This window comes from Leptolyngbya sp. BL0902, assembly GCF_016403105.1.
In the GTDB taxonomy this organism is placed as follows: domain Bacteria; phylum Cyanobacteriota; class Cyanobacteriia; order Phormidesmidales; family Phormidesmidaceae; genus Nodosilinea.
Map to the genome: position 1 here is coordinate 2,984,544 of NZ_CP046155.1, position 25,954 is coordinate 3,010,497.

A 25,954-nucleotide genomic window follows, 5' to 3' on the forward strand; every position below is an offset into this window, starting at 1 on the left:
GGCACGGTCTATTTCTAGCCTCAAGGTGTAAAGCGCTCCCGTCGCTAAGTTTGGTAAGGTCTAGAAACCTCCTGCTGCTGTACTGAGTGCCCTGCCATGTTGCTGACTGCCCTAACCCAAATTGGCATTGTGCTGACCTGGCTGGGGCTGGTGGGCGGGGCCGCCGAGGCGGTGCGACGGTTTACCTCCGCCAATCCTGAAGTGACTCGCAAAATTGTTCACATTGGGGCAGGGCAGGTCATTGTGCTGGCCTGGTGGCTGCAAACCCCCACCTGGATGGGAATTGTGGCGTCGGCGCTGTTTAGTGGGGTGGCGCTGCTGTCCTACCGCTATCCCATTTTGCCGGGAATCAACGGCGTGGGCCGTCACAGCCTGGGCACCTTTTTCTATGCCGCCAGCATTGGCCTGCTCACCGCTGCCTTTTGGCCCAGCGGACAGCCCCAATACGCCGCCCTCGGCATTCTGGTGATGACCTGGGGCGATGGTCTCGCGGCCTTGGTGGGGCAAAACTTTGGCCGCCACCCCTACCAGGTGTTGGGCAGCAAAAAGAGCTGGGAAGGCAGTCTCACCATGCTGGTGGCCAGTGGGGTGGTCTGCCTGCTCGTGCTCGGCGTCAGTGCCGGGTTTACCGCATCGGTTGTCACCACGGCCATCCTCGTCGCCCTGTCCGCCACCCTGCTAGAAACTCTGTCGTTCTACGGGTTGGATAACCTCACAGTGCCCCTGGGGAGTGCGGTGCTGGCCTATGGGTTAATGGGCCTATGACCAAAACCGCCGCCCCCCGGTGTGGCAATGCACAGTTGGTCGCCCGGTTCCATCGCCACCGTGGCCTGTCCCGGTAGGGTTTCCACCGTTCCATCGGCGCGAATCACGGTATTTTCACCCACCTGCCCCGGTTCGCCCCCTGCCAGACCAAAGGGCGGCACTTTACGGTGATTAGAGAGAATCGCCGCCGTCATCGGTTCTTGAAATTCAATCTGCCGAATCATGCCATTGCCGCCGGGATATTCCCCGGCCCCGCCGCTGTGGGGCCGAATGGCAAACTGCCGCAGCCGCACCGGAAACCGCCATTCCAGCACCTCCGGGTCGGTGAGGCGCGAGTTGGTCATGTGGGTGTGGACGGCATCGGTGCCCGCAAACCCCGGCCCAGCCCCCGATCCGCCGCAGAGGGTTTCATAGTACTGATACTGGGCATTGCCAAAGGTGAGGTTGTTCATGGTGCCCTGGGAAGCCGCCATCGCCCCCAACGCCCCATAGAGCGCATCCGTCACCGCCTGCGACACCTCCACATTGCCCGCCACCACCGCCGCCGGATAGGTCGGATTCAGCATCGACCCGGCTGGGACGAGGATTTCCAACGGTTTCAGACAGCCCGCATTGAGGGGAATGTCATCCTCCACCAGGGTTCTGAACACATACAGCACCGCCGCCTTTGTCACCGCCAAGGGCGCATTAAAATTGTTGGGCCGTTGCGAAGAAGTCCCCGAAAAATCAATCTGGGCGCAACGCTGGGCACGATTCACCGATACCCGCACCACAATCTGACTACCGTCATCCATCAAATAAGAGAACTGACCATCCTGAAGCCGATCAATCACCCGCCGCACACATTCTTCAGCATTATCTTGAACGTGCTGCATATAGGTTTTAACTGTGGCAAGGTCATAGCGATTCACCAGTTTTTGGAGTTCCTGTACACCCTTTTCATTCGCCGCAATCTGAGCCTGAAGATCCGCAATATTTTGCACCACATTTCGCACAGGATAGGCCGCTGTGGTGAGGATTTCCCGTAATTCTTCCTCCAAAAAGCGACCCTGATCCACAAGCTGAACACTATCCAACAACACCCCTTCTTCCTCAATGGAGGTGCTATCCGGCGGCATAGAACCGGGGGTAATTCCGCCAATATCCGCATGGTGTCCACGGGAAGCGACGTAGAACTGGGGAAGTCGGGAGTCGGGAGTTGGGTAGGGGCGAGGTCTTCTCGCCCCTGAAAGTTGAGGATCAGGAGTCGGAGAATCTAGAAAAACCGGGGTGATGACGGTGATATCTGGTAAGTGAGTGCCGCCGTTGTAGGGATTATTTTGCAGGTAAACATCCCCAGGTTTGAGATCTTTGCCTTTAGCCTCAATCAAACTCCGCACACTTTCACCCATAGAACCCAAGTGAACAGGAATATGGGGTGCATTGGCCACAAGTTGACCCTGTTGGTCGAATACCGCACAGGAAAAATCCAATCGTTCTTTAATATTCACCGAATAGCTAGTATTTTGCAGCGTCACCCCCATTTCTTCCGCCACTGCTCGGAAGAGGTTGTTAAAGATTTCTAACAAAACGGGATCGGGAGAGATTGGGGAGTCGGGATTCGAGAGTCGGGATTCGGGAGTGTTCTCTGTGAAATTCTCGCCTTTTTGCACGTTGAATTTTGAATTTTGAATTTCCTTCCCTTCCGCCTTCAAAATCAAATGTCCCTTAGCCGTAAAAGTCGCTTGCCAATGAGGTTCAACCACATTGGTTCCCGTCGGTTCAATAATCAACGCAGGGCCAGAAATCACATCCCCAGGACAGAGATCATCCCGGTGATAAACGGGCGTATCGTGCCAAGTATCGGCGGTGTAAACCGAGACAGTGGTTTTGGGAACCAAGGGCGTGGTACGGGGCTTAGATAACTCCGGTTCTGCTGGGCTGTGGGTGTGGCCGATCACCTCAACCGTGGCCGTATCGACGATCAGGCGCTTGTCTTCCTGGGCAAACCCATATCGCTGCCGATGCAACGTTGTGAACTGTGCCGTCATCTCCGCAACGCTGCCAAAATCCAGCGCCAGAGTGGAATCTGTGCCCTCGTATTTCAACAACAGGCGGGGCAGGAGTTGAGGTGAGTCGGGAATCGGGAATCGGGAGTCGGGAGTCGGAAATTCCGAATCAGTCCTCTCCAACTCTTGTCCCCCTCTCCCCATGGGAGAGGGGCTAGGGGTGAGGGCTGCCAAGGACTGGGGCGCGAGGGACTCAAACCCCTGCTGGGCTAACTCCTCAAGTCCCCGATCTGCCAAGGACTTCAGCACTCGTTGAATTTCGGGTAATGTCTCTTCACTCAGGGGTCGTTCTACCGATTGTTCGTGGAGCGACCGCACATCCGCCAAGCCCATGCCATAGGCCGACAGCACCCCGGCATAGGGATGGATGAACACCTCGGTCATGCCCAGCGCTTCGGCAATCAGGCAGGCGTGTTGTCCTCCGGCTCCGCCAAAGCAGCAGAGGACGTAATCGGCCAGGTCGTAGCCCCGCTGCACCGAGATTTTTTTGATGGCGTTGGCCATTTTTTCCACCGCAATGGCCAGAAACCCTGCGGCGACCTGTTCGGGGCTACGGCTGTCCCCCGTTTGGGCGTGGATGTCCTCGGCCAAGGCGGTGAACGTTTGCCGCACCATGTCCGCATCCAAGGGCAAATTCCCCGCAGGGCCGAAGACCTGGGGGAAAAACTCCGGCTGAAGTTTGCCCACCATCACATTGCAGTCCGTCACTGCCAGCGGCCCCCCGTGGCGATAGCAGGCTGGCCCCGGATACGCCCCCGCCGACTCTGGCCCCACCCGATAACGGCTACCGTCGAAACTCACAATCGAGCCGCCCCCCGCCGCCACGGTATGAATCGCCATCATCGGAGCCCGCAGCCGCACCCCCGCCACCTCGGTTTCCAAGGTGCGCTCATACTCACCCCGATAGTGGGACACATCCGTGGAGGTGCCGCCCATATCAAAGCCGATGATGCGGTCGTAACCCGCCTGCCCACTGGTTTGCACCGCCCCCACAATGCCCCCCGCAGGCCCAGAAAGAATGCTGTCCTTGCCCTGAAAAAAATCCGCATCGGTCAATCCGCCGTTGGATTGCATGAACATGATGCGGGGGAATCGGGAGTCGGGTAGGGGTGAGGTCTCCTCGCCCGTAGGACTTAGGAATCGGGAGTCGTGAATCGGGAGTCGTGAATCGGGAGGCGGGAGGCGGGAGGCGGGCTTATCCAACTCCTGTCCCCCTCTCCTCGTGGGAGAGGGGCTAGGGGTGAGGGCCTCCGGGGCATCCGCCTGCAACTGTCCCGCCACCCGCTCCACATACCGCCGCAAAATGGGCGACAGGTAGGCGTCTACGACGGTGGTATCCCCTCGGCTGATCAGTTTGATGAGCGGACTAACTTGATGAGACAGGGAAACCTGGGTAAAGCCGACCGCACGGGCGATTTCACCCAACCGTTGCTCATGGGTGGGATAGCGGTAGCCATGCATGAGGACAATCGCGCAGGAACGAATGCCGCTGGCGTAGGCACCCTGAAGCTCCTGGCGTAGGCGATCTTCTTCGGACGGGGTGAGCGGCGTCAGGATTTCCCCTTGGGCGCTGATTCGCTCCTGCACCTCCACCACCCGTTCGTAGAGCATTTCGGGGAGTTGGATGTGGCGGGCGAAAATGTCGGGTCGATTTTGGTAGCCAATCCGTAGGGCATCGCGGAAACCCTCGGTAATCAGCAGCAACACCCGATCTCCCTTGCGTTCTAGCAGGGCATTGGTGGCCACGGTAGTGCCCATTTTCACCGCTTCGATGGCTTCGGCGGGGATGGGTTCTGCGGGACTGAGCCCCAACAGATTGCGAATGCCTTGAATCGGCGCATCGGCATAGCGGTCGGGATTTTCCGACAGCAGCTTGTGAACGACCAAGGTTCCATCGGGGCGGCGGGCCACAATGTCGGTAAAGGTGCCACCTCGGTCAATCCAAAACTGCCAGCGCTGGGGAGAAGCTAGGACGTCCATTCAGACCTCTGCCAAGTTGTCGGTAGGCTCTTCATTCTATTGAGTTGGGGGAGTCGATGGAATGGGTGAAGGTTGGGGGGTGTTCGCCCTTGGAATACCAAGTCCTAACCCAAAACACCCTAGGGGCGAGGTCTCCCCGCCCGCTTATGCAAAGGGCACGAACCCAAGGGGATCTCAGTTGCGCGATGCGGTCGTTTGCCTGAGATTTCCGTCCCCATCGTCTCTATATAACGTTTTGTGGCTACGCTGGAGGGTAGGGACGGGGATCGGTGAACTCTAGCCTTGGGATCTGCTGTCCGCCATTGCTGCCGTTTGCCTGGAAATGCCCTATGAATGACTTCTTTAAAGGCTTTGAACAACTGCTGGAACTGGCCAAAACCCTAGAGGAAAAGGCCGAAAGCGGCGAACTAAAAACCAATGTGCAGATCAACGCCCGTGGCCTCAGCAGCATTCCCCGCCAGGGCAACATTCCCGATATCGGCGTTAGTCGCATGGGGCGTCCGGGAGCGGGGGTAAGCTCCGACCCGGTGGAGGACGTGATTATCACCCCGCCGCCTAGCCGCAATCCAGCCCCGGCAGATCCCTCGGCTACGTCTCCCTCGTCTCCCTCGTCCCCCGATACGCCTACCGCCACCGCTTCACCCTCGGACGATTCGCCCGAACTGCCCACCCTGCAATCCGTTGGGGGTTTGGCCGATACCCTGCGGGAACTGCGGGAACTGGTGGAAATTCCCCTCAAGCGGCCCGATGTGCTGGCTAAGCTGGGCCTAGAACCCACCCGTGGGGTGCTGATGGTTGGCCCCCCCGGCACCGGAAAAACCCTCACCGCCCGCTCCCTCGCCGAGGATTTGGGGGTGAACTACATCGCCATTGTGGGGCCGGAGGTGATGGGCAAATACTACGGGGAGGCCGAACAACGCCTACGCGGCATCTTTGAAAAAGCCAAAAAAGCGGCTCCCTGTCTGATTTTCATCGACGAAATCGACAGCCTCGCCCCCGACCGCAGCAAGGTGGAAGGGGAAGTGGAAAAGCGCCTAGTTGCCACGTTACTCGGACTCATGGACGGCTTTGCCCAAACCCAGGGGGTGCTGGTGCTAGCCGCCACCAATCGGCCCGACCACCTCGACCCCGCCCTGCGCCGCCCCGGACGCTTTGACCGTGAGGTGCAGTTCCGCGTTCCCGACCGTCAAGGCCGTCTAGAAATTCTGCGGATTCAAACCCGTGAAATGCCCCTGGATGGGGTTGACCTAGAAACCATTGCCGATCAAGCGGTGGGTTTGGTCGGGGCCGACCTCAAAGCCCTGTGCCAAAAAGCCGCCTACCTGGCCCTGCGTCGTCAGGTGCCCAACCTCAGCGCCCCCGTGCCCGACACCATGACCCTCTGCCCAGAGGACTTCGCCCAGGCCCTCAAGGAAATCAAGCCCTCGGTGCTGCGGTCGGTGGAGGTGGAATCTCCCGCCATCGCCTGGGACGACATCGGCGGATTGGAAGCCGTGAAGCAAACCCTGCAAGAATCGGTGGAAGGGGCGCTGCTCTACCCCGAACTGTATGAGCAAACGGGGGCTAAGGCTCCGCGAGGGCTGCTGCTGTGGGGGCCACCGGGCACGGGCAAAACCTTGCTAGCCAAGGCTGTTGCAGCCCAAGCTAGGGCCAACTTCATTGCCGTCAATGGCCCAGAACTGCTGAGCCGCTGGGTTGGCGCTGCTGAACAGGCGGTGCGGGAACTCTTTGCCAAGGCCCGCCAAGCCGCCCCCTGCGTGGTGTTCATCGACGAAATTGATACCCTGGTGCCCGCCCGTGGCCAATACATGGGCGATTCCGGCGTCAGTGATCGCGTGGTGGGCCAACTGCTGACGGAACTGGACGGCCTGCAAGACTGCCGCAACGTGCTGATGATTGGAGCCACCAACCGCCCCAACGCCCTCGACCCCGCCATCCTCCGGGCCGGACGCATCGACCTTCAGCTCGAAATTAGCCTGCCCGATGCCGCCGGACGACTGGCGATTCTGGAAGTCCACAACCAAAGCCGACCCCTAGCGGACGTAGACCTGCCCCACTGGGCCATCCTCACCGATGGCTGGAACGGCGCAGATTTGGCCCTGCTGAGCAACCAAGCGGCCCTCGAAGCCGTCCGCGAATACCGCGCCCAGGCCATGACCGACCCCAGCCAAATCCGCATCACCGCCCAGCACTGGGAAAACGCCCACCAGGCCATCCTCAGCCAGCGGGATTCTGTGGCCAGTCGAGGATAACGCCTGTAGCGTCGGAAAATCATTGGATATCAGCGAATATGGCCTATCGCTGATATCCGTGACCAAAGCCGCGATCTAGCCCACGATGGCCTAATCCACAATGGCAACGCTATTGCCATGCAGCCAAGCGGTGGTGTTAGACCCAGGGAAGTAGACCCGCACGAAGGTTTCGGTTTCATCTCCATTGAATAGGTAGATGACGCCCCGCAGCCGCACCACATCGCCCACCAGGCCGTAGCTGCTGCCCTTGACCAAGTTGCCGTTGCTCGACAAGTTGTAGAGGTACACCCGGCAGGCCGAATTGCCCACAATCACCGCCGGAAAGTCATCGTCGTCAAAGTCGATGGCTTGGGGTTGGGTGTCGTAGCGGCTGGGGGCGTTGCAGTTGTCGGCTTGGGCCTGCACGGGCAACACCAGGGAAGCAGCGGCCAACAGCCCCAGGCTCAGGGCACCGCAAAACCGACGACTAAAAGGCAGGGTGGACAGTAGAGACACGGCGTTACATCCTCAATCGGGTAATGATCAGAAGGCGAAGGGCCAAATGCTAGGTGTAAGTGACCTTTCAGACCTCTTATTGGGATACCCAGGCTATGGAAAGCAGTTCGCACGCCCAGCCTCATTTCAAACAAAACTTCACAAATGCCGCTGCCTGTATGAAGCTAGGCCATCAAGCAAGATAGCCCAAATCCTGCTAGCGTCTCTCAGCACCTGCCAACTAACCGTCCTGATCGGCAGACCCCAGACCGTACCACCCTGGCCGTACTAGAACGGGATTCTAGAACGGGATCGGGCTAGGAGCACTCTCGATACAGGAAATCAGCCGCAGGCGGTGTTGGATGCTCTGTTTCCGGTAGCGGGCGCGATTGGATGGCCGATTTGGGCGACTTCTGGGCAACAATGGTGAATGCCTTCCTGGCTAGATGCCCTGATGGGAGCAGCCAGGGGGCGCAGTATCTTTCCCGTCGGGCGCGATTCTATGTTTGAGCAAACCTTCAGAAATATTGACGATGTGCTCTGGAAGGAGGCGGGTTGCACCACGGAGCTAGACTACACCGAGCAAACCTCGTGGCTGCTGTTTCTGAAGTATCTGAATGATCTGGAGTATGAGCGGGCGATTGAAGCGGAGCTGGTCGGCAAGCCCTACGACTTTTTGCTGGAGGAACCCTACCGCTGGTCGAGCTGGGCGGCCCCCAAGACGGCGGCGGGTGAGTTTGATCACGATAGGGCGCTGATCGGCCCTGACCTGATTGAGTTTGTGAATACCCAGCTATTTCCCTACCTGCAAGGGTTTAAGCAGCGGGCCAGCAGCCCCAACACCATTGAATACAAGATTGGCGAAATCTTTGGGGAGATCAAAAACAAGTTTACGAGTGGCTACAGCCTGCGGGATGCGCTGGAATATATCGACGAACTGCGGTTTGGGTCTCAGGAGGAAAAGCACGAGCTTTCCTATTTGTATGAGGCCAAAATCAAAAATATGGGCAATGCGGGCCGCAATGGCGGGGAGTATTACACGCCGCGTCCGTTGATTCGGGCCATGATTCAGGTGGTGAAGCCCCAACTGGGGGAGACCATTTACGACGGGGCCTGTGGGTCGGCGGGTTTTTTGTGCGAAGCCTATGAGTACCTACGCCGGGGCCAACTGACCACGCAGCAGCTTGAGGTATTGCAGACCCAAACGCTGTTTGGCAAGGAAAAGAAGCCGCTGGCCTTTGTGATCAGCATTATGAACTTAATTCTGCACGGCATTGATGCGCCGAACATCATCCATACCAACACCCTGGCGGAAAATATCAGCGATGTTCAGGATAAGAACCGCTTTGATGTGATCCTGGCGAATCCGCCGTTTGGGGGCAAGGAGCGGAAGGAGGTACAGCAAAATTTCCCGATTAAAACGGGGGAAACGGCGTTTTTGTTTTTGCAGCACTTTATCAAAATGCTGAAGCAGGGCGGCAGAGGGGCGGTGGTGATTAAAAATACCTTTCTGTCGAACTCGGATAATGCGTCCCGTGCCCTGCGGCGAGAGCTGTTGTCGAGTTGTAATTTGCATACGGTATTAGACTGCCCCGGTGGAACGTTTATTGGGGCGGGGGTAAAGACGGTGGTGCTGTTTTTTGAGAAGGGTCCCTTCGACTCCGCTCAGGGTGTAGCCACTAAAAAGATTTGGTATTACCAGCTTGATCCGGGCCGCAATATGGGTAAAACGAACCCGCTAAATGATGATGACCTGAAGGAGTTTGTGGAGCTTCAGGCGACGTTTGCGGAAACGGAGAAGTCTTGGTTGGTGGATTTGGAGGATGTTGACCCCGAAACCTTTGACCTATCGGTAAAGAACCCCAACGCCCCAGAAGAAGCCCCCCTGCGCGACCCGCAGGAAATCATGGATGAGATTGCGGTGCTGGATGCGGAAAGTGCTGAGATTTTGGCAGGAATTGGGGGAATACTGTGATGGGTTTTGGCTTCGGCTGCGCTCAGCCAGCAGGTTGGGACGATCCACGAGGGCTGAGCGAAGTCGAAGCCCGGTCTCTGCTGAAGTAGCAGTGATTGCGGTGCTGGATGCGGAAAGTGCTGAGATTTTGGCGGGAATTGGGGGAATACTGTGATGGGTTTTGGCTTCGGCTGCGCTCAGCCAGCAGGTTGGGACGATCCACGAGGGCTGAGCGAGGTCGAAGCCCGGTATAAGATGCATGAAGGACAGGTGAACTATGCCTCATATGTACATTTTGGAATGCGTCGATGGGTCTTTTTACACGGGCAGCACTAGGAATTTGCCCCATCGCCTATGGCAGCACCAGAACGGTATGGGGGCCAATCATACGGCAAAGCGCTTGCCTGTGAAGTTGGTCTATGCGGAGGAATTTGAGCGGGTAGCGGATGCTTTTTATCGTGAGAAGCAGGTGCAGGGATGGAGTCGGGCAAAGAAAATAGCGCTGATGGAGAGCGATTGGGATCGGTTGCATATTTTGGCGGAGTGCCAAAATGCGACGCATTATTTGGGGGAGGCTGGGGGTTGATGGGTGGGTTTTGGCTTCGGCTTCGCTCAGCCAGCGGGGGGATGGGGTGGGGTAGATTTGGTTTCGGCTGTGCTCAGCCAGCGGGGGGGATGGGGCAATCCACGAGGGCTGAGCGAAGTCGAAGCCCGGTCTCTGCTGAAGTAGCAGTGATGGCGGCGCTGGATGCGGAGAATGCAGAAGAGATTTTGTCGAGAATTGGGGGGATGTTGTGATGGGTTTTGGCTTCGGCTTCGCTCAGCCAGCGGGGGGGGTGGTTGATGGGGTGGGTTTGGCTTTGGCTGCGCTCAGCCAGCGGGGGGGATGGGGCGATCCACGAGGGCTGAGCGAAGTCGAAGCCCGGTCTCTGCTGAAGTAGCAGTGATTGCGGCACTGGATGCGGAAAGTGCGGAGATTTTGGCTGGAATGGGGGGGGATGTTGTGATGGGTTTTGGTTTCGGCTGCGCTCAGCCAGCGGGGGGGATGGGGCGATCCACGAGGGCTGAGCGAAGTCGAAGCCCGGTCTCTGCTGCGGTAGCAGTGATGGCGGCGCTGGATGCGGAGAATGCAGAAGAGATTTTGTCGAGAATTGGGGGGATGTTGTGATGGGTTTTGGCTTCGGCTGCGCTCAGCCAGCGGGGGGGATGGGGCGATCCACGAGGGCTGAGCGAAGTCGAAGCCCGGTCTCTGCTGAAGTAGCAGTGATTGCGGCGCTGGATGCGGAAAGTGCTGAGATTTTGGCTGGAATTGGGGGAATATTGTGAATAACTGGAAATTGAAGTCTCTAGGTGATGTTTGTTTAGTTATTGGGGGTGGTACTCCATCCAAACGAAACAATGACTTCTATGGTGGTTCAATTCCTTGGGCAACTGTCCGGGACATGAAGCATGAAGTCATATCCAATACCGAATATAAAATTACCCAGGAAGCAGTTAAGAATAGCTCAACAAATATTATTCAAAAAGGCAATGTTATTATTGCAACTCGTGTTGGACTGGGAAAGGTTTGTTTCTTGGCGCAGGATACTGCCATCAATCAAGACTTACGCGGCATAATTCCTAAACGTCCTGATCAAGTCAATGAGCGTTTTCTCTTCTGGTGGTTTAAAAGTATAGTTGATTGACTTTAGACTGGGACGTTTTTAAGCTATTTATAAGCGGAGTGATGGTTGAACGAAGAAACGATGCCTTACAGTCTGGATTTAAGGAAGCGCGTGATCGACTTTGTAGAAGGAGGTGGCAGCATCTCGAAGGCGGCGAAAACCTATCAAGTCGGTCGTGCGACAATCTATCGCTGGTTAAATCGAGTCGACTTGGCCCCGACCAAGGTAACCCGACGCCAACGTAAACTCGATTGGGACGCTCTTCGCAAAGATGTGGAGCAGAATCCAGAAGCCACGTTGAAGGAACGGGCTCAGAAATTTGGGGTGAGCATTAGTGCGCTCTCTAAGGTCTTCAAGAAAATGAAAATCACCCGAAAAAAAAAGAACTAAGGTATCGAGAGCGAAATGCAGAAGAACGCATGAAATACTATCGAACCCTGAGAGCATTGATTCAGGTGTATGGCGTCAAAAGCCTGGTCTATATTGATGAGTGTGGGTTTGAGGAAGGCGTGGCTTGTCTGTACGCTTGGTCGAAACGGGGAAAGAAAATCTATGGAGAGCGCCAGGGCAAGCGAGGGAAGAAGGAGAATCTGATTGCGGCCCGGAGGAAAGGCAGAAAAGACTTGATTGCCCCAATGTTGTTTACCGGAAGCTTAGATGCTGAAGGATTTGAGGGATGGTTTAGTCTGTTTTTGTTGACGAACGTCACGACCCCCTCAGTTTTTATTCTAGATAATGCTCCCATCCATCGAAAGACGAAGATTAAAGAACTAGCAGAAGAGGCAGGGCATCAGATTTTATTTTTACCGAAGTACTCTCCCGACCTAAATGATATCGAGCATGACTTTAGTGCCTTAAAGAGAGCCAGAATGTATGCGAAACCCGGCACTTCTCTGGATGACATTATTCGAGACTATTGTGCTTCCTGATGTCTCATTACTAATTCCATCAACTATATTGCATCACAGATTGAGAAGGCTGGGACAGGCATGACTGTCAAAGGTGTCACATTACCTTTTATAAAATCTCTAAAAATCCCAGTCCCCCCAATCGCTGAGCAGAGGCGGATTGTGGCGATTTTGGATGAGGCATTTGAGGGAATTGATGCGGCCATTGCCAACACCGAAAAGAACCTAGCCAACGCCCGCGAACTCTTTGAAAGCTACCTAAATGCTGTCTTCACTCGCAAAGGTGATGGGTGGGTAGAGAAAAAACTAGATGAGATTTGCTCAATCAAGCATGGTTTTGCCTTTAAGGGTGAGTTTTTCACCAACGAGGAAACCGATTATGTCGTACTGACTCCTGGTTCCTTTTATGAAAGTGGAGGTTATCGAGATCAGGGATCAAAGACGAAATATTACACCGGAGAAATTCCAGAAGATTACGTCCTGCGTGAAGGTGATTTCCTGTTTGCTATGACCGAACAGGCAGTTGGTCTTTTAGGAAGCTCATTGATTGTGCCTGAATCAGGAAAATTTCTGCATAATCAGCGACTCGGATTAGTGCAAGTTTTTGAGGATGTCTCCTGGTGCAACGACTTCTTCTTTCATCAATTCAACACAAAACGTTTTAGGGATGCGGTTCAAGATACTGCTTCAGGCGTAAAAGTTAGGCATACTTCGCCTAAAAAGCTCGGCGCTATTCCAGTTTGTTTTCCTCCCACGATTTTGCAGCAACAGCAGGTCGCAGATAAGCTAAACATACTTCACACTGAAACCCAACGCCTCGAAGCCATCTACCAACAAAAACTTGCTGCCCTCAACGAACTCAAGCAATCCATTTTGCAAAAAGCCTTTTCTGGTGAATTAACCGCTGAAGTAGGCGATACAGCAGCGGCCCAAGCCCAGGAGGTGGCGGCGGCATGATTACCCTAGGCGACCTAGAACAGTGGCTAAATGCCCCAGCAGAGACAGAACAACTGGAATTTAAGCAGGCCAAGCAGAGCTTTAGCAAAACCGATTTGCTGCGGTACTGCGTTGCCTTGGCCAACGAGCGAGGCGGCCATCTTGTCTTGGGCGTGACCGATAAACCACCCCGTCGCGTGGTTGGCTCCCAGGCGTTTCCGTCGGCCACCTCTCTCAACGAAGTTAAGGCGCTGATCGTTCAACAATTGGGCTTTCGGGTAGACGTTACAGAATTGCAGCACCCCGATGGTCGAGTGCTGGTTTTTGAGATTCCTTCGCGCCCCCTTGGCCAGCCCCAAGCCTTTGAAGGCACCTATTTGATGCGGGCAGGTGAAAACCTGGTGGCCATGACGCCCGACGTATTGCGGGCCATCTTTGCTGAAGATCAACAGGATTGGTTTTCCCAGCCTGCCCGGTCGGAGGCCAGCGCCGATGATGTGATTGCCCTGCTAGACACCCAAACCTACTTTGAGCTGTTAGATCGGCCCTACCCCACCACCCGCGACAACGTGCTAGAGCGCTTGCAGAGCGAGGGCTTTATTCAGTCCACCAAGGCTGGATGGGTGATCACCAACCTTGCCGCCGTCCTCTTGGCCAGAAAGCTAGAGGCGTTTTCCCCATCGCTGGCTCGCAAGGCTCCGCGTGTCGTCATTTATGAAGGGATCAACAAACTCCAAACCCGCAACGAAATTGTTGGCCAGCGGGGTTATGCCGTTGGGTTTGAAGACTGGGTCACGTTTGTTCATAGCGCCGCTCCCCAAAATCACTTCATCGAAGAAGTGGTGCGCGAAGAAGTCAAAATGTTTCCCAAGCAAGCCATCCGAGAACTCATCGCCAATGCCCTGGTGCATCAAGATTTTTTGGCAACAGGAACCTCGGTGATGATCGAGATGTATAGCGACCGCTTGGAAATTTCTAATCCGGGTCTGCCCCCCATTCCTCCAGATCGCTTCATCGACGAGTACCGCTCTCGCAACGAACAACTCGCCGACATCATGCGCTGCCTCGGCATCTGCGAAGAAAAGGGCAGCGGCATCGATAAAGTTATCCATGCCGCCGAAGTCTACCAATTGCCAGCCCCCGACTTTCGGGTTGGAGAAACCCGCACAACGGCTGTGCTCTTTGCCTACCAAGACTTTGCCGACATGAGTAAATCAGACCGCATTCGGGCCTGCTATCAGCATTGCTGCCTGCTTTATGTCAGCAATCGCCAGATGTCTAACCAGACCCTTAGAGAGCGTTTTCACCTGCCTCCCGCGAGAGCTGCCACGGTATCGCAGATTATTGGCGCAACCAAAGAGGCTGACTTAATCAAAACCGATGACTCTGAATCAGCCTCCACTCGCTATGCCCGCTATCTCCCCTTCTGGGCCTAGAGTGTTTTAACGCAAATCGTTATTAGCCCCCTCCATTCGCTGAAACCCTTGTAAATCAAGGAAAAAAGTGTTTTAACGCAAATCATCAAAGCCCTCATTGAGGCCCAACAACTTGTCTTGTTGCCACATTTCATCTTTCTCAGGCTGGGTTTTCCCCTGAATGCCCTATCTTGGCCACCACCCGCCCCACTACTGACAATGGCCCAACCCCTAGGCCATGATAGAAGCGCCCCCGGAGGGCTTTGGCCTAAGAGTGCTTTAACGCAAATCGTCATTAGCCCCCCTCAATCGCTGAAGCCCTTGTAAATCAAGGAAAAAAGTGTTTTAACGCAAATCGAGATGCCCAATGAACGAAGCCGAAACCCGCGCTGAACTGATTGATCCTGCCCTGAGGGCCGCTGGCTGGGGCGTGGTAGACCATAGCCGGGTGCGGCGGGAAGTCATTGCCCCTGGGCGGCTGGTGGGGAATGGACGGCGGGCCACTGCCGAATTTGCCGACTATGTGTTGGAATATCGCGGCCACAAGCTTGCCGTCATTGAAGCCAAACGACGGAGCGAACCCGATACCCTCGGCGTGGCCCAGGCCAAACGCTATGCCCAAAAACTCGAAACCCGCTTTGCCTACTCCACCAATGGCGACGGCATCTACCAAATTGACCGACACACCGGGGTAGAGGGCTACATCAGCGCCTACCCTAGTCCCGATGACCTGTGGGCCGCCACATACAGCGAAGTTAATCTGTGGCGCGATCGCTTTGCCGCCATTCCCTTTGAAGACCGCAGCGGCACCTGGGAAGCCCGCTACTACCAGCACAATGCCATCCAGCACGTTTTAGAAGCCATCTGTGAAGGACGCAATCGAATCCTGCTGACTATGGCCACCGGAACCGGAAAAACCTTTGTGGCCTTTCAGCTCACATGGAAGCTATTTCAAAGCCGCTGGAACCTCAGCCGCGAACCTAACCGCCGCCCCCGCATCCTGTTCCTCGCCGACCGCAATATCCTGGCCAACCAAGCCTATAACGCCTACTCCGCCTTTCCCGACGATGCCCTCGTCCGCATCGACCCCGAAGCCATCAAAAAACGGGGCCGGGTGCCCAAAAACGGCAGCGTCTTTTTCACCATCTTCCAGACCTTCATGGCTGAGAGCGCTGGTTTTGACTCCGCTCAACCAGCGAGCACCACGGGGGCTGAGCGGAGCCGAAGCCCCCGCAACTTTGGCGACTATCCCCCCGACTTCTTCGACTTCATCATCATCGACGAATGCCACCGGGGCGGAGCCAAGGACGAAAGCACATGGCGGGCCATTTTGGAATACTTCGCCCCCGCCGTCCAACTGGGCCTCACCGCCACCCCCAAACGGGCTAACAACGCCGACACCTACGCCTACTTTGGCGACCCTGTCTACACCTACGCCCTCAAAGACGGCATCAACGACGGTTTCCTCACCCCCTTCAAGGTGCGCCAGTTCGAGACCACCCTCGATGAATACCTCTACAGCCCCGACGATGAGGTGATTGAAGGGGCGATCAACACCGAGAAAACCTATACCGAAGCCGACTTTAACCGCATCATCGAAATCAAAGAACGCGAACGCTACCGGGTGCAGCTCTTTATGGAGATGATTAACCAGAACGAAAAGACGCTGGTGTTTTGCGCCACCCAAGACCACGCCCTCGCTGTCCGCGACCTGATCAACGAGTTCAAAATTAGCACCGACCCCGACTACTGCGTCCGCGTCACCGCCGATGATGGCAACCTGGGCGAGCAATTCCTGCGCACCTTCCAGGACAACGAAAAAAACATCCCCACGATTCTCACTACTTCCCAAAAGCTCTCCACCGGAGTGGATGCCCGCAACGTGCGCAATATCGTCCTACTGCGGGTGATTGGCACCATCATCGAGTTTAAGCAAATCGTGGGACGCGGCACCCGGCCCTTCGATGGCAAAGACTATTTCACCATCTACGACTTCGTCAAAGCCTACGAACACTTCAACGACCCCGAATGGGATGGCGAACCCGCCGAACCCGTCCCCGTCACCAGCCGCCGCAGTCGCGAGCCCGGTGGACAATACATCACCGATCCAAACGTCACTGACCCCAGCGACGATGGAGAAGGGCCAGAATCTACCCGCCGCCGCCCTGAAAAAATCGTCATCCAGCTTGCCGATGGCAAGGCCCGCACCCTGCAAAACACCACCCAAACCCGCTTTTGGAGTCCTGACGGCACCCCCATCACCGCCGCTGAATTTGTGACGAGGCTGTTTGGCGATCTCCCATCCCTATTCCAAGACGAAGCCGAACTGCGCCACCTCTGGAGCCGCCCCGATACCCGCAAAGCTCTGCTAGAGGGGCTAGCTGAACGGGGCTATGGTAACGAACAGCTCACCGAAATCAGCCGCCTGGTAGACGCCGAAAACAGCGATCTTTACGATGTGTTGGCCTACATTGCCTACACCACCGATCCCATCAGCCGCCGAGATCGAGTCGCCATCCGCAAGGCTCGTATCTTTGCCCAATATGGCGACAGCAAACAGCAGGAATTTCTAGACTTTGTGCTCGATCAATACATCCACGCCGGAGTGAGCGAACTTGACCAAGGTAAGCTGCCACACCTGCTAGAGCTGCGATACCACAGCTTGAAAGATGCAGTGAATGAGCTGGGTAGCGTGAAAACGATTAGCGAGGTCTTTACAGGCTTTCAGCGATATTTGTATGCCCAAAACGAGGCCGCCTAGCCAGGTGCCTGACCCGATCTAGAAGCGCCGCAAGCGACCTTAACGGTGTCTTGACCTTGGCCTAAACAAAAGGCCAAAAGCCTTGACACTCAACGGAGAGGGAGGGATTCGAACCCTCGTTAGGTTTGACCCTAAAACAGATTTCGAGTCTGCCGCATTCAACCACTCTGCCACCTCTCCCGGTGGTGTTTGTTATTCTACCCTCTGATTAGGATTTTCCGGTGACGGGGGCGGAAAAATTCTCCTAGCTGACTAAGCCTGACCGCAAAGCCCGCACGGCGGCTTTGGTGCGATCATCCACCCCTAGCTTATTGAGAATGCTGCGAACGTGGGTTTTGACGGTGCCCACTGTGATGTAGGAGCGTTCGGCAATTTCGGCGTTGCTGCATCCGGCCACAATTAGCTCTAGAATTTCTAGCTCTCGCTCTGTGAGGGGGCAGGTTTCGAGGATTTGCTCGAATTCTGGAGCCACAGCATCAATCCGTACGGTGCGGCTTCCCGCAGCCACGGGGCTGACTTCACGCACCTGCTGGAGTACCACGTTGGCCACGGCTGGATCAATCCAGGCATTGCCTTGGCAGGTTTCGCGCACCGCAATGATCAGGTCATCGAGTTCCGTCTGTTTCATGCAATAGGAGTCGGCCCCAGCAGCAAAGGCCGCCATCACCGCCGATTCGCTGTCGTGCATGGTCAGCATCAGCACCCTGGGCAGGGCTTGACCTTGGCTGGCCTGGAATTGCCGCAGGGCCTCTACCACTTCTATCCCATCCATGTCTGGGAGGCCGATATCCACGAGGGCAATGTCTGCAACCTTGCTTTTTAAGAGATTGAGACCTTCCTTGCCTGTGGCGGCTTCACCGACTACTTCCATATCTTCCAACTGGCTGAGGCCAGCCTTCAGGCCCATGCGGGTGAGGTTGTGGTCTTCAATCAAAATAATCCGGATCATGGTGATGGGTTGAATGCAAGGAATAAATAAAACGAGTCGGGGCAGGCAGAGCAACTAGTCGGCAGAACAACTGCTGTAGCCTCTCCTGGCTGGGAGAATCGCTGGGCCATTGAGCAAGGGGGACGTTGCGTGAATAGCCGAAAAATCTGGCTCTTGGCTGGCTTTCCTTCTCAAAATTAAGTCTTTGGTTAGACGTTGTCTTGTATCCTCAGGCAGAGATTTCTGATTTGCCTTGGGAGCCAACGTTGACCGATCCCCTTTCCCCAACCGTTGTTGCCGATGATGCCCCCTGGCTGGCACTGGTGGTGGGCAATAGTCGCCTGCACTGGGCCGCCTTTTGGGGAGAGCAGATCCTTGGCCTTTGGCATACGCCCCACTTGTCTGAGGCCCAAGCCCAAGGGCTGATTCAGGACACCTTTGCCCCATCGGCCTGGGCGGCCTTAGCAGCGGATTTTGGACTTAGATCGTGGCCTTGGGAGGTTGGGCCATCGGAGGGGAGCCTATGGGATGGGCCAGGTTTTTCACCCCCGCCGCCCCTCTGGCTGGCCTCGGTGGTGCAGAATCAAGGGCAGATTTGGCACACCTACGACCGCTGTGTAGCGGTGACAACGGAGAACGTTCCCCTCGGCAACCGCTATGCCACCCTGGGGGTAGATCGGGCCTTGGCTTTGGTGGGGGCGGGGGATGTTTGGGGCTGGCCCGTTTTGGTAGTTGATGGGGGCACGGCCCTCACCCTCACCGCCGGAGTGGCCGGGGATTTGGTGGGCGGTGCCCTTTGGCCCGGTTTGCGAGCGCAGTTCCGCGCCCTGCACGACTACACTGATGGCCTGCCCCTTGTGTCCCCCGCCTTCGGTGGGGCCGTGAATACTCCCGTAGTCAGTCCTTGGACAACCACCCTGCCCCCCCGCTGGGCCACCACCACGGCAGAGGCTATGGTGAGCGGTGTTGTTTATGGCCAACTGGCAGGGCTGCGAGACTTCATTGCCGACTGGCGGCAAATCCATACTCAGGGGCGGGTGGTCTTCACCGGGGGCGATGGGCCAGCCCTAGCCGCTGCCCTAATTACCCAAATCCCCGCCTGGGAAGCGTTCATTCAGGTGGAAGCTGCCCTGACCTTCTGGGGCCTGCGGGTGTGTCGCCGGGGTTGGGGTTAGAGGCCGCGAATCATCGCTTGATAGGCGACGGGATCGGTGCCGACCCCAGTGTTAGCCTCGAAGGTGCCTTCGTTGTGCATGGCCTGGAGGTTGGCGACGCGGTTGCCCGGATTGGGGTGGCTGCTGAGAAATTCGGGTGGGTTGCCGCCTCGGCGCTCCAGGGTTTGCATGAAGGTAATGAAGCCCGTGGTGTCGTAGCCCGCTCGGCCCATGTTAACAAAGCCCCGACGGTCGGCATCAAACTCGGCTTCGCGGCTGTTGGGCAATTCTAGGGCCAACTGCATCCCGATATTCACGAGGGTGTCTTGACGCACGCGCAGGGCTCCGGCAATGCCGTTGGCTAGGGCCGCCTGCTGCATGCGGTTAATCACGTGGCGTCCGGTGATGTGGCCAATTTCGTGGGCCATTACCCCGGCCAGTTCGGCTTCGTTGGTGGCGGCCCGAATCAACCCGGTTTGGATGTAGACAAATCCGCCCGTGGTAGCAAAGGCATTAATGCTGTTATCGGCCACCACTTGGAAGGTGTAGGGCATGGTGGGACGGTCGCTGGCGGCGGCAAGGCGCTGACCAATGGCGTTGATGTACTCATTGATGGCCGGATTGCCGCGATAAACCGTTACCCCTTGGGCCTTGAGCTGTCGGTCAATCTGGGTGCCGAGGGCCACCTCATCGCGCTCTGACATATTACTGAGCTGGATGTAGCGAACCCCCTGGAACAACAGCTCCAGCAGGCTAGCGTGGGACGGCATGGGGGTGGCCAAGCCAATGCCGAGGGCCAACAGCAGCGCCATGGCAGCATAGGTGCCCCGACGGTAGAGGGAACGGAACAGGGTGCGCGAAGTGGTGGTGAGTCGAATCAACATGGTGGTCGTGCCCTATCAACGTACGATCAGGATGCCCAGTTTTCCTTCCAGACGCGCCAGCTAACACAGAAGTGCCCGCCTGTGCTTCAATGGTATCGGCTTTGCCCTAGAGGTGCAGCCCGACTGACTCGTTGTGTTCTAAGCCCAGAGGGGCATCCATTGGCATGACCATCATTGACTCTAAAGGACGCCTGTTTGGTAAAGTCAGCCTCCTGGATGTGGGAGCGGCACTGATTATTTTGATGGTGCTGGGCGGCATTTTCCTCTACCCCGGCACCTCTGGGTCGGTGGCCCAGGTGGGGGCCACGATGCGCCCGGTGGAGGTGGACTTAATGGTGCGCGGGCTGTCTTCGTCTAACCCCGACCAACTCTTCAGCGCCATCCAAAACGCCGAAACCGTCAACATCATTATCCGCAATCAGCCCCACGGCCAGGTTAGGGTCAAGGCTGTGCAGCGGCTATCGCGCTCGACCACGGTGCCCCAGCCCGATGGCAGCGTTATCGCCATGCCCGACCCGCGCCCGGAGCTGAACTACACCATTGATATGCTGATCACCCTAGAGGGACAGGCCCAAATGACCGATACAGGCCCCGTCTTTGGCAACAGCAAAATTAAGGTGGGCACCCCCGTCGAAATTGACGGCGACCTCTACAACTTCAACACCAGCACCGTGGACGTGCGAGTTTTAGATAATCCGTCCTAACCGCCGTCCCTCATCCAAGGAATTCCGTTCTATGACCGTCGCCCCTCTGTCTGCTGCTCCGTCGTCTCCCGCCGTCCGTTCTTCTTGGTTTGACCTAGCCGATCAATCCTTGGCTGGACAGATCATCAGCCGAGACGATGCCCATCGGGTGCTGGCCTCGGCGGATGAAGACTTGCTGGACTTGCTGGCGGCGGCCTACCGGGTGCGACGACACCACTGGGGCAATCGGGTGCGGCTGCACTTTTTGCTGAATGCCCAAAGCGGCCTTTGTCCCGAAGATTGCCATTACTGCTCCCAGTCCAAAATCTCCAGCGCCGAGATTGAAAAATATCCCTTCATGGCCCAGGAGCAAATCCTAGCCGCCGCTGAACGCGCCCATAACCTCAAGGCGGGCACCTTTTGCATGGTGATCTCCGGGCGATCTCCCTCAGAACGGGTATTCAACCAGGTGCTAGATACCGTGCGCGAGGTCAAAGCTCGCTACCCAATGAAGCTTTGCGCCTGTCTGGGGCTGTTGGATGAGCAGCAAACCCAGCAACTGGCGGCGGCGGGGGTTGACCGGGTGAACCACAACCTCAATACCTCCGAGGCCCACCACGGCGATATCTGCACCACCCACGGTTTCCAAGACCGCATGGAGACCCTGCGGGCGGTACAGTCGGCGGGCATCACCACCTGCTCTGGCGGCATCTTTGGCATGGGCGAAAGCCACGATGACATCATTGATATGGCCCTTACCCTGCGCCAAATCAACGTCACCAGTGTGCCGCTGAATTTCCTCATCCCCATCCCTGGCACCCCCTTTGAGGGCCGTCAGGAGCTTACCCCGCGCCAGTGCCTGCGGATTCTCAGCCTATTCCGCCTGCTGCTCCCCGCCCAGGAAATCCGCATTGCGGGGGGCCGCGAAGTGCAACTGCGCCAGCTTCAGCCCCTGGGCCTCTATGCCGCCAACTCCATTTTCATCGGCGACTACCTCACCACCCCTGGTCAAGCCGCCCAGGCCGACTTCGAGATGATCCGCGACGCCGGATTTGTGCTCGAAGGCCCCGACGGCGAAGCGCTGCCAGACACGGTCAATATCCCCGACGATATTCCAGCCGTCTAGTTTCTGGGGCGGATGCGAGTACTAGGTTTAGTCCACCACAGGGCTGCCGTGGTGGTGGGTCATATACCAGCGTCCAGCCATGCGCTCAAAGCCGTTGGTGGCCATGGAGCGGGCCTGGAGCCGTCGGCCTTGGCTGATTTGCAGCACGTTTTCTACCAGCACCACGTAGGCCAGATCGCCGCTCACTTCCACGGTCAGAATGTCGGTATCAATTTCGAGGTAGCTGGTGTTGGCAAAAATCCTGGCCCAGGCGTCGCGGATGTCCACCCAGCCCTTGAGGGCGTCGCGGCCTGGGTGGATGCAAAGACAGCCGATTCCCTTTGACCACACGGCCTCCATTGCTTCTAGGTCTTTTTTCTCAAAGCAGCGGTAGAACGCCTGATTGGCAGCCAAAACCAGTTCCCGATCACCAGCCATAGGGGCCTCACTGATAAGATACAAGGGTTTTCCTTGCTTCCCCCTTGAGCATAGCTAACGGCGCTGGGGTCTAGCCACCGCTGCGGCCCAGTTTTTCTGAGTCCATCCCAAACCTGACTTCTACGACCGAACCTCCCCATGCTGACGATTGAGCGTCTTTGTAAAGCCTACGGATCCAAACCCGTCCTGCAAAACCTGAGCTTGGCCCTAGAGCCGGGGGAAATCTACGGGCTGTTGGGGCCGAATGGGGCCGGAAAAACCACCACCATCAACATCATCTGCGGGCTGCTGAAGGCCGATGCTGGGGCGGTCTACCTGGGCGGACAACCCGTTACCCCTCGCACCAAGCGCCAGATCGGCATTGTGCCCCAAAGCAACCTGCTTTATACCAGCCTCTCCTGTCGGGATAATTTGGCCTTTTTGGGGCGGCTCTATGGGCTGTCTCGGCAGGAATGCCAGCGGCGGATTGAGGTGTGCCTGGGGTCGGTGAACCTACTGGAGAAGCGCGATACCCCCGTGGAGCGGCTCAGTGGCGGGATGCAGCGCCGCCTCAGCCTTGCCGCCGCCATGCTCCACAAGCCCCAACTGGTGATTTTGGACGAACCCACCACGGGCCTAGACATTGAAGCCCGTCAGGATGTGTGGCAACTGATTCGCCAACTCAAGGACATGGGGGTGACGGTGCTGCTCACCAGCCACCTGTTCGACGAGGTGGAGCGTCTGTGTCAGCGGATTGGCATTCTTCGCCAGGGCAGCATTGTAGCCGAGGGTACGCTGGAAGCCCTGCGCCAGCAAATTCCCGCCCACGAAATTGTCACCCTAGACACGCCAGACCCCGAAAGCGCCATCCGCCGAGGCCAAGAACTGGGCTATGCCCACCGCTACTACGGCGGCGAACTGGCCTTTTGGGTGCCCGACCAACCCGATCTAAAGGAACTGATCGCCCGATTCGATGGCGTGCCCATGGATTCCATCGCCCGTCACCCCATCCGCCTAGAGCACGTTTACCTAGAGGTGACGCGGCCCACCGCCGACCTCCCCAGCGCCGCCCCGGTGAGTTAGGCCAGGGCTTCACTGAAGCGGCAGCGACCGAGGGACAGATCAAACAGGTGAAAGCCATACTCTTGGGACAGCGCCTCAAACACCTTCAGCCCGCGCACGCTATTGCCGTGGCTATCCAAGGGGGGCGAAAAGACAGCAATGCCCGCCTGGTTGGGCACCACGGCGAGAATTCCGCCCGAAACGCCGCTTTTAGCCGGAATTCCCACCCGGAAGGCCCATTCTCCGGCAAAGTTGTACATGCCGCAGGTGTACATCACGCTCAGGATGTCTCGCACCTGATCGGCACCCACCGCCCGTTCTCCGGTAACGGGATTGATCCCTTGGTTGGCGAGGGTGGCGGCCATTACCGCAAGGTCGTGGGTGTTGACCAGCACCGAGCACTGCTGAAAGTACAGATCCAGGGCATCCTCGAGAGGTTCGTCGATCATGCCAAAGTTGAGCATGAGGTGAGCCATGGCGCGGTTGCGGTGTCCGGTGGCCTTTTCTGACAGAAAGGTGGACATATCAATAAACACCTCATGGCCCACGTAGCCCTGAAACATAGCCAGCAGTCGATTCAAACGGTCGGCGGGATCTTGCCCGGTGATCAGGCTAGTGGTGGCGATGGCTCCGGCGTTAATCATGGGGTTGTCGGGGCGCTTCGAGTCTTCATCCAGGCGAATGTGGGAGTTGAAGGGGTCGCCCGTGGGTTCTACACCTACCTTTTTCAGCAGCTTTTCGCGGCCATAGTCCTCTAGGGCCATGCCGTAGACAAACACCTTGGAAATAGACTGAATGGTGAAGGTTTGTTGTACATCCCCCACATCAAAGCTGCGGCCATCCAGCGTAACAATGCTGATGCCGAACCAATCTGGACTGGCCTTGGCCAGTTCTGGGATATAGCAGGCTAGTTTTCCCTGGCGGAGGGGCTGAAGCTCAGCATGGAGGTCGTTGAGAAAGGCTTGAATATCGCGGGTTGTCATGGTGGTGAGGGTGGGGGAGAGGGAATTGGGGGCGATGGGGCGTGATCGCCGAGCCATCCTAGGGTTAGGATGACAGCGACCCCAGGGCAAAACAAGGGGGCAGGTTAGGCTAAATCGCCCCTGGGAAACCTAACCTCAAGCCCTAGCCATGGCTATCTCTCCAGCAAGATCCCAAACCATGGCCCAAGCGACTCCCTAACCATTCCCTCAGGCACCATTGAAGGCGAAATCACCATGACCCAGTTTCCTAGCACCATCGTGGCGGAGATCCAGGCTTACCGCCAAGCCCTGGCCACCCTGCTGCTCTATGGTGACAGCTTGCAGGACGGTGTTGGCCAAGCCTTTACAGACTTACTCGATGCGGTGGCCAGCCAGTCTACGACCGATAGTCTGCGGGCCTATGGGCGATGGTTTCAGGCCCTCGCTACGGCCCAGGAAACCTGGTTGAGCTACCTCCAGCGGCGCATCCTCTATGCCGATAATCCCTTCACCCAGCAGGTGCAGACCCAGGGACTAGGGGGTCTTCCCGCCGCCCTCGCCCTCGCCGCCCGCCACGATCTCGCCCTGCTGCAAACCCTGAGTGGTCTCTCTGGCCAGCAGGTAGCCGAGTGGATTCAGGTGATTGGCAATCTGGCCGAGCGGCCCGTGGTGTGGGATACCCAGCCTGCGCCTCTCCCCTTTGCCTTTGACCCCGCTCAGCCCTGGCCCGATCAGGTAGAAGCCCTAGCCGCCCACTACCAACGCCATGGCGCGGGCGTTCTGGCCCAGTACCACGTGTTTACCTGGCAAGGTCAGGCGCTCCAGGGCGTAGCTCAACCCGACCCAGTGCGCCTAGAAACCCTCGCCGCCTACGACCATCCTCGCCAGCAGTTGCTGCACAACACCCTGGCCCTGCTGCGGGGCTATCCTGCCCTGAATGTACTGCTCTACGGCAGTCGCGGATCGGGCAAGTCTTCCCTGGTAAAAGCTCTGGTGAACGAGTATGGAGCCCAGGGGTTGCGGTTGGTGGAGGTGCCCAAGCCCGCCCTCCAGGCTTTGCCCCAGATTGTGGACAGGCTGCGATCCGCGCCGCAGAAGTTCATTATCTTTGTGGATGATTTGTCCTTCGAGGAGGACGATGACGCCTTCAAATCCCTGAAGGTGGTGCTGGAGGGTAGCGTCACGGCGCGGCCCCAGAACGTGGTGGTCTACGCCACCTCCAACCGTCGCCACTTGGTGCGGGAGTATTTCAGCGACCGCCCCCGCCCCAGCGATCAAGATGAAATCCAGTCCTGGGATACCGTGCAGGAAAAGCTTTCCTTTAGTGACCGCTTTGGCCTCACCCTCACCTTCGAGCCCGCCGATCAGCCCACCTACCTGGCCATTGTGCAGCACCTCGCAAACCAGGCGCAGCTTACCATCAGCGATGAGGATCTCCGGGCCAGAGCCCTGCAATGGGCCACCCGCCACAATGGCCGATCTGGCCGCACCGCCCGCCAGTTCATAGACTGGTTAACGGCGGACTTAGCGGAAGGATCCCACTAGCCAGGTGATCTTCGTCGCATCCCGCGAGATGAACGCGATTCCAGCCACGGCTTCGCG

Annotated in this window: 19 protein-coding genes, 1 tRNA gene and 1 pseudogene; 14 read left to right on the top strand and 7 right to left on the bottom strand. The window is 57.2% G+C overall.

Features of this window, described 5'->3' with window-relative positions:
- Window positions 1-96 precede the first annotated feature (96 nt).
- Window positions 97-765 (top strand): diacylglycerol/polyprenol kinase family protein, encoded by a 669-nt coding sequence (locus GFS31_RS13105; protein ID WP_198805243.1) that lies wholly within the window; start codon window positions 97-99, stop codon window positions 763-765.
- Here GFS31_RS13105 and GFS31_RS13110 read toward each other — a convergent pair.
- Window positions 744-4,793, bottom strand: a complete 4,050-nt coding sequence (locus GFS31_RS13110) for a hydantoinase B/oxoprolinase family protein (protein WP_198805244.1) — start codon at window positions 4,791-4,793, stop codon at window positions 744-746. The two genes, GFS31_RS13105 and GFS31_RS13110, sit on opposite strands and share 22 nt — an antisense overlap.
- A gap of 329 nt (window positions 4,794-5,122) precedes the next feature.
- Here GFS31_RS13110 and GFS31_RS13115 point away from each other — a divergent pair, with 329 nt between their 5' ends.
- A complete protein-coding gene (locus GFS31_RS13115; protein WP_198805245.1) occupies window positions 5,123-7,045 on the top strand; it encodes an AAA family ATPase in 1,923 nt (640 codons plus the stop codon).
- 90 nt (window positions 7,046-7,135) lie between these two features.
- On the opposite strand, the gene GFS31_RS13120 is transcribed toward GFS31_RS13115, so the two are convergent.
- Window positions 7,136-7,540 (bottom strand): hypothetical protein, encoded by a 405-nt coding sequence (locus tag GFS31_RS13120; protein WP_198805246.1) that lies wholly within the window; start codon window positions 7,538-7,540, stop codon window positions 7,136-7,138.
- Window positions 7,541-7,949: 409 nt separating this feature from the next.
- On the opposite strand from GFS31_RS13120, the gene GFS31_RS13125 reads away from it, so the two are divergent.
- The 7 genes and pseudogenes from GFS31_RS13125 to hsdR all read left to right on the top strand — a co-directional run bounded on the left by GFS31_RS13125 (window position 7,950) and on the right by hsdR (window position 17,157).
- On the top strand, window positions 7,950-9,494 hold the full coding sequence (locus GFS31_RS13125; protein WP_263974836.1) for a type I restriction-modification system subunit M: 1,545 nt from the start codon (window positions 7,950-7,952) through the stop codon (window positions 9,492-9,494).
- Window positions 9,495-9,750: 256 nt separating this feature from the next.
- The gene (locus GFS31_RS13130) at window positions 9,751-10,059 is read left to right on the top strand and encodes a GIY-YIG nuclease family protein (protein ID WP_198805247.1); all 309 of its coding nucleotides are present in this window, start codon (window positions 9,751-9,753) and stop codon (window positions 10,057-10,059) included.
- A gap of 736 nt (window positions 10,060-10,795) precedes the next feature.
- A complete protein-coding gene (locus GFS31_RS13135; RefSeq protein ID WP_198805248.1) occupies window positions 10,796-11,158 on the top strand; it encodes a restriction endonuclease subunit S in 363 nt (120 codons plus the stop codon).
- Between the two features lie 60 nt (window positions 11,159-11,218).
- A pseudogene (locus GFS31_RS13140) lies at window positions 11,219-12,066 on the top strand (IS630 family transposase).
- Window positions 12,067-12,105: 39 nt separating this feature from the next.
- On the top strand, window positions 12,106-13,002 hold the full coding sequence (locus tag GFS31_RS13145) for a restriction endonuclease subunit S (RefSeq protein WP_225907685.1): 897 nt from the start codon (window positions 12,106-12,108) through the stop codon (window positions 13,000-13,002).
- Entirely contained in the window at window positions 12,999-14,417 is a 1,419-nt protein-coding gene (locus GFS31_RS13150) for an ATP-binding protein (protein ID WP_198805249.1), read from the top strand. The genes GFS31_RS13145 and GFS31_RS13150 overlap by 4 nt, the downstream gene beginning before the upstream one ends.
- Before the next feature lie 346 nt (window positions 14,418-14,763).
- Complete coding sequence (hsdR, locus tag GFS31_RS13155; protein ID WP_198805250.1) at window positions 14,764-17,157, top strand: EcoAI/FtnUII family type I restriction enzme subunit R; 2,394 nt, start codon at window positions 14,764-14,766, stop codon at window positions 17,155-17,157.
- A 93-nt stretch (window positions 17,158-17,250) separates the two neighbouring features.
- On the opposite strand, the gene GFS31_RS13160 is transcribed toward hsdR, so the two are convergent.
- Both GFS31_RS13160 and GFS31_RS13165 read right to left on the bottom strand, forming a co-directional pair.
- Window positions 17,251-17,337 (bottom strand) — tRNA-Ser (locus GFS31_RS13160).
- A 64-nt stretch (window positions 17,338-17,401) separates the two neighbouring features.
- Entirely contained in the window at window positions 17,402-18,106 is a 705-nt protein-coding gene (locus tag GFS31_RS13165) for a response regulator (protein ID WP_410503852.1), read from the bottom strand.
- A 245-nt stretch (window positions 18,107-18,351) separates the two neighbouring features.
- On the opposite strand from GFS31_RS13165, the gene GFS31_RS13170 reads away from it, so the two are divergent.
- Window positions 18,352-19,260: a type III pantothenate kinase gene (locus GFS31_RS13170; protein WP_198805251.1), complete on the top strand. Its 909-nt coding sequence runs from the start codon at window positions 18,352-18,354 to the stop codon at window positions 19,258-19,260.
- On the opposite strand, the gene GFS31_RS13175 is transcribed toward GFS31_RS13170, so the two are convergent.
- Entirely contained in the window at window positions 19,257-20,123 is an 867-nt protein-coding gene (locus tag GFS31_RS13175) for a M48 family metallopeptidase (RefSeq protein ID WP_198805252.1), read from the bottom strand. The genes GFS31_RS13170 and GFS31_RS13175 overlap by 4 nt on opposite strands.
- 164 nt (window positions 20,124-20,287) lie before the next feature.
- Here GFS31_RS13175 and GFS31_RS13180 point away from each other — a divergent pair, with 164 nt between their 5' ends.
- Window positions 20,288-20,827: a DUF4330 domain-containing protein gene (locus GFS31_RS13180; RefSeq protein WP_198805253.1), complete on the top strand. Its 540-nt coding sequence runs from the start codon at window positions 20,288-20,290 to the stop codon at window positions 20,825-20,827.
- Window positions 20,828-20,858: 31 nt separating this feature from the next.
- Entirely contained in the window at window positions 20,859-21,932 is a 1,074-nt protein-coding gene (bioB, locus tag GFS31_RS13185; RefSeq protein ID WP_198805254.1) for a biotin synthase BioB, read from the top strand.
- 27 nt (window positions 21,933-21,959) lie between these two features.
- Here the strand turns inward: bioB and GFS31_RS13190 are convergent, their stop codons facing one another.
- Window positions 21,960-22,349, bottom strand: coding sequence for a nuclear transport factor 2 family protein (locus tag GFS31_RS13190; RefSeq protein WP_198805255.1), 390 nt, complete (start codon window positions 22,347-22,349; stop codon window positions 21,960-21,962).
- Between the two features lie 138 nt (window positions 22,350-22,487).
- On the opposite strand from GFS31_RS13190, the gene GFS31_RS13195 reads away from it, so the two are divergent.
- Complete coding sequence (locus tag GFS31_RS13195; protein ID WP_198805256.1) at window positions 22,488-23,411, top strand: ABC transporter ATP-binding protein; 924 nt, start codon at window positions 22,488-22,490, stop codon at window positions 23,409-23,411.
- Here GFS31_RS13195 and glsA read toward each other — a convergent pair.
- Window positions 23,408-24,430 carry a glutaminase A gene (glsA, locus tag GFS31_RS13200; protein WP_263974838.1) on the bottom strand — a complete coding sequence of 341 codons (1,023 nt, stop codon included), beginning with the start codon at window positions 24,428-24,430 and terminating at the stop codon, window positions 23,408-23,410. The genes GFS31_RS13195 and glsA overlap by 4 nt on opposite strands.
- 177 nt (window positions 24,431-24,607) lie before the next feature.
- Here glsA and GFS31_RS13205 point away from each other — a divergent pair, with 177 nt between their 5' ends.
- Window positions 24,608-25,897, top strand: coding sequence for an ATP-binding protein (locus GFS31_RS13205; protein WP_198805257.1), 1,290 nt, complete (start codon window positions 24,608-24,610; stop codon window positions 25,895-25,897).
- Window positions 25,898-25,954 lie beyond the last annotated feature (57 nt).

Bases quoted from the DNA above. Each gene is read 5' to 3' on its own strand.
- GFS31_RS13105 (WP_198805243.1), top strand. From the start codon at position 97: ATGTTGCTGACTGCCCTAACCCAAATTGGCATTGTGCTGACCTGGCTG.
- GFS31_RS13110 (WP_198805244.1), bottom strand. From the start codon at position 4,793: ATGGACGTCCTAGCTTCTCCCCAGCGCTGGCAGTTTTGGATTGACCGA.
- GFS31_RS13115 (WP_198805245.1), top strand. From the start codon at position 5,123: ATGAATGACTTCTTTAAAGGCTTTGAACAACTGCTGGAACTGGCCAAA.
- GFS31_RS13125 (WP_263974836.1), top strand. From the start codon at position 7,950: ATGCCTTCCTGGCTAGATGCCCTGATGGGAGCAGCCAGGGGGCGCAGT.
- GFS31_RS13130 (WP_198805247.1), top strand. From the start codon at position 9,751: ATGCCTCATATGTACATTTTGGAATGCGTCGATGGGTCTTTTTACACG.
- GFS31_RS13150 (WP_198805249.1), top strand. From the start codon at position 12,999: ATGATTACCCTAGGCGACCTAGAACAGTGGCTAAATGCCCCAGCAGAG.
- hsdR (WP_198805250.1), top strand. From the start codon at position 14,764: ATGAACGAAGCCGAAACCCGCGCTGAACTGATTGATCCTGCCCTGAGG.
- GFS31_RS13165 (WP_410503852.1), bottom strand. From the start codon at position 18,106: ATGATCCGGATTATTTTGATTGAAGACCACAACCTCACCCGCATGGGC.
- GFS31_RS13175 (WP_198805252.1), bottom strand. From the start codon at position 20,123: ATGTTGATTCGACTCACCACCACTTCGCGCACCCTGTTCCGTTCCCTC.
- GFS31_RS13180 (WP_198805253.1), top strand. From the start codon at position 20,288: ATGACCATCATTGACTCTAAAGGACGCCTGTTTGGTAAAGTCAGCCTC.
- bioB (WP_198805254.1), top strand. From the start codon at position 20,859: ATGACCGTCGCCCCTCTGTCTGCTGCTCCGTCGTCTCCCGCCGTCCGT.
- GFS31_RS13190 (WP_198805255.1), bottom strand. From the start codon at position 22,349: ATGGCTGGTGATCGGGAACTGGTTTTGGCTGCCAATCAGGCGTTCTAC.
- GFS31_RS13195 (WP_198805256.1), top strand. From the start codon at position 22,488: ATGCTGACGATTGAGCGTCTTTGTAAAGCCTACGGATCCAAACCCGTC.
- glsA (WP_263974838.1), bottom strand. From the start codon at position 24,430: ATGGCTCGGCGATCACGCCCCATCGCCCCCAATTCCCTCTCCCCCACC.
- GFS31_RS13205 (WP_198805257.1), top strand. From the start codon at position 24,608: ATGACCCAGTTTCCTAGCACCATCGTGGCGGAGATCCAGGCTTACCGC.